2 protein-coding genes are annotated in these 3,859 nt (G+C 58.0%); both read right to left on the bottom strand.

The window, feature by feature from the left end; genetic code table 11:
* Positions 1-75 precede the first annotated feature (75 nt).
* Positions 76-2,400, bottom strand: a complete 2,325-nt coding sequence (locus WFP78_RS23300; protein WP_336966890.1) for a TonB-dependent receptor — start codon at positions 2,398-2,400, stop codon at positions 76-78.
* A 58-nt stretch (positions 2,401-2,458) separates the two neighbouring features.
* Positions 2,459-3,619 (bottom strand): glucose-6-phosphate dehydrogenase (coenzyme-F420), encoded by a 1,161-nt coding sequence (gene fgd / locus WFP78_RS23295; protein WP_336966889.1) that lies wholly within the window; start codon positions 3,617-3,619, stop codon positions 2,459-2,461.
* Between the last annotated feature and the right edge of the window lie 240 nt (positions 3,620-3,859).

The raw sequence follows: 3,859 nt of genomic DNA, 5'->3' as shown, positions 1-3,859 counted from the left end.
AGCGCGATCAAAGCTGAAGACAGAAAAATAAATGCATTTCAGTCTCCTACAACCACCCGCACACAGGTCTCATAACTAGTAGTTATAGTCCAGCCTGATCCCATAGGTAGCGGGCTTTGCCGCGAGCCGGAAGCGCGTGTCCCAATATTGGTACACGCCGGTCCAATAGTATTTATTCGTTACATTCTCACCCCACACGGTCACACGCCATCCCTGATCCTTGGATTCAATGCCGGCCCGCAGACCAAGCAGCGCATAGGACGGCAGTCGAAAATTCGGATCAGCGCCGATCGAAGCATAGGACGAATCACGCGCGGTTACATTGGCACCAGCAAAGGCACCCTTCCCATTACCAATGTCCCAGCTATAGCTGCCGTCTGCGACAAATTGCCATTTGGGAGAGAAGGGAAATGTCGAGCCGGCATAGTCTTCCACCTGGGCCGCGGCATTGTATCCGACATAACGCTGCACTTTAGTATTGAGATAGGTGCCGGATCCACTCAGGGTCAGGCCCTCAACGGGCGTTGCAACGAGTGAGCCTTCAATGCCCCAGACCCGCGATTTGGGAATGCTCACCATCGCTTCCACAAGCCCGAAGACAGGATCGACGATACGACCGCGCAACTGCTTCTTCGCATAATCATAGTAGAAACCAGCGAGATTGAGCCTGAGCGCCTTGTCAAACAGAGGGACTTTAACCCCTGCCTCATAGGCCAGCAGGGACTCCTGCTTGACCGGCTCGAAGCCGAGATAGTTCGCTGCCGACACGGACGGGATACTGCCGGACTTGTAGCCCTGGGCGATGTTGGCATAGAGGAGAGTGCCGCCGTCCGTCTTCCAGTTGGCGCCGGCGCGCCACGAAACATTGTTTTCGTTCAACTTGTTATGAATCATATTGGGAAGAAAATTTTGGTCGAGAGTGAAGCAGCCGCCCGAAACAGCTGGTTTCACGAGCGATCCCAATAAGGCCGTCTGTAGGACGTTGAAGATGGCGGCTGCCTTTCCTTCATCGTCCAGCGGGTCGATGTCGCACCCGGAGAACGAGCGGTTCGCCTGCGTGTAACGCACGCCGCCTACCAGCGAGAGATGATCCGTTACCCGGAAATCAGCGTTGGCAAAGGCCGCATAGGTGTTCAGGCGCGAACTGGTGACCGCTTCGACGGACGTGAAGCCAGGAAGCCCCGGGAAAGGTGCCGTGGAGGATTGCAACTTCGTATTAGAATAATTTCGTTCGTTGATATCGGCATAGGAGTAATAGAGACCTGCCACCCAATTCAACCGATTACCGGTACCCGACAGCCTAAGCTCCTGGTTGAACGATTCGATCTTACCGGTATTCGCTGCTGCCTGTTGCTCGATCGCAGTTGCGCTGAGATCCTGCCAATTAACGATCTTGAGATTCTGATAGCCGGAGATCGAGGTGAGCGTAACGCTTGGTGAGAACTCATAGTCTGCTCGTACGGTGCTTTGCAGAAACCTGTTTTTGACTGTCATGGGCCAGCCTGCAAACCAGTCTGCCGCGCGAGCATCTCCAGCCGGCGGCTTCGGATAGTCCGGTGAATAGGCGCATCTGCTGGGGTCCGCGCAATTGATGTCCGTCAGCTGATAGGCCTGGGTGTCAGATCTGTCCCGCCATCCATTGGCCGTGAATTTGATCTTCAGGCGATCGGTGGGCTGCCAGTCCAGCAAGAGCCGGGCCGCGAACTGGCGCGTCGCGCCGAGCTGTTCTCCGCGTGTATAGCTGCGCTGCCAGGTCCCGCTGTTGAGGGCGCGGAATGCGAAGCGGCCAGCCAATGTGTCGGTAATCGGACCACTGATGAAGCCCTTGGCGTCCGTTGTGTCGAACCGACCGTAGCCGAATGATCCGCCGGCCTTGAATTCCTGCGTTGGCCGCGCGGCGATATAGTTGATTGCGCCGCCGGTTGAATTTTCGCCGTACAGCGTTCCTTGTGGGCCTTCCAGCACCTCGACCCGCTCGACGTCGATAACGCCTACCTGGGTCATCGCGGGGAACGCCAACGGCGCTTCATCGACATAGACCGTGACGGCGGGGGCTGATGATAATGATGATTCGTAGAAACCGACACCGCGCAAGGTATAAACCGGAGGGCCGGAAGGAGTCGGCGTGAAGGTAAAGCCTGGAACGATTTTACCCAGATCGGCAGTGTCGTTGATGTTGAGCGATTGCAGCGTATCACCGTCCACTGCGGTAATCGACATTCCTACATCGTTGATCGACTGCTGGCGCTTCTGGGCCGTCACCACGATCTCCGTGGGGTCGCGATCCTCCGGGGCAGCCGGGGCCTGCGCAAAGGCTTGGCCCGCATAGAGGGCTATCGACAGGCTGATCGCAGACGATGACCTGCGCCAGGTTCGGGTACGGCGGGACGGTTCGTGCATGATGTTTCCCCTTTGTTTCGATCGGCATTATTGCCGCTTGGTGACGTCCGCAAACTCGTCAAAAAAGGGGGGCGTCCGATGTTGTGACATCTTGTGATGTGGCGTCATCCGACCGATCGGATTTTTGCGGCTTTGCTGCAGAGGTTCCCTGATGGCCATCGGCGCCGCTCAACGAACGGAATACGGTTCCGCCTGCAAGCGCACCCTTTGGATTGTCGAGCGACGATACCAATTTTAGGCGAGGAATGATGTCCCTAGCGAGCAATTTCAAAAACCGCTCCTGATCGGCAGCGGGGGAATGGAAGACGAGGTGATTAAAACCCATTGCGACATAGGCGCGTATCGCTTCGATCACGGCATCCGGATCGGATGAGACGATCCATCGGGACGCTGCCCGTTCTATTGGCAGGGCGTCGGCGAGGCGCTCCATGTCGATGGGGTCCTCAACATCGACCTTTTCTGCCGGGCTGAGCGCGAGAGCGCCCCAGAAGCGTGTGTTGTTAAGTGCCCGGCCGGGGTCCTCGTCATAAGATAGCTTGATTTCGATCATGCGCTCGAACGGTGCGCTGCGCTGTCGCTCTGCCAGGCCGAGGTTGAGGTTGGGCAGCAGCCTTTCCTCGTACAGAGCTGTTGGCTTGCCGCTGGTGCAGATGAAGCCATCGGCCGTTTTGCCCGCCAGCTTTGCCATGAACGGTCCGGCGCCCGCGATGAAGATGGGAATCTGCGTATCGGGCCGGTCGTAGATAGTCGCGTTCTCGGTACGGTAATAACGCCCTTCGAATGTAAGGCGCGGCTCTTTCCAGAGGCGTTCGATCAGCTCAACGGCTTCCCGCAACCGCGCGGTGCGCTCGCTCTGTTCGGGCCAAGTCATGCCCGAAGCCGGCACCTCGTTCAGCGATTCGCCGGTTCCCACGCCCAGTACGATCCGGCCTTCGAACATCGCACCGAGCGTCGCGAAAGCTTGGGCTACAATCGATGGGTGATAGCGGAAACAGGGCGTCAACACGCTGGTGCCCAGCGTAATGCGGGAGGTACGCGCGCCAGCAGCGCCCAGCCACGCAATCGAATTTGGTGCGTGGCCACCATTGTGTCGCCATGGCTGAAAATGGTCGCTGATCCAGGCTGAATCGCAGCCCAGTTCCTCGGCCAAGCATATGAAGTGTAGGAGTTCCATTGGCCCGAACTGTTCGGCGGACGCCTTGTACCCAATCTTGATCACCTGCTACTCCATCTTGCGGAATATCGACGCGCTATTCCGTGCGGCCAGTCGTAGGCAATTCACCGAAAGGGGGGGGCAGAGGTGGGGACGGATTCGTTCGCGGGAGCGGGCGTCCGACGGCTACCTCCATGAGGTGTGCGCTATGCGGCAGGCAAGCTCAGACTGTAGCGCGGCAATTACGGTGGCCGGTTGGCGTCAATTATGATGGCCGGTAGGGGCCGCGCCGATTGGTGGGTTGTG

The organism is Sphingobium aquiterrae, assembly GCF_037154135.1.
Classification (GTDB): Bacteria; Pseudomonadota; Alphaproteobacteria; order Sphingomonadales; family Sphingomonadaceae; genus Sphingobium; species Sphingobium aquiterrae.
Note: the sequence above shows the minus strand (reverse complement) of the source record. Positions and strands in the feature narration are given on the sequence as shown.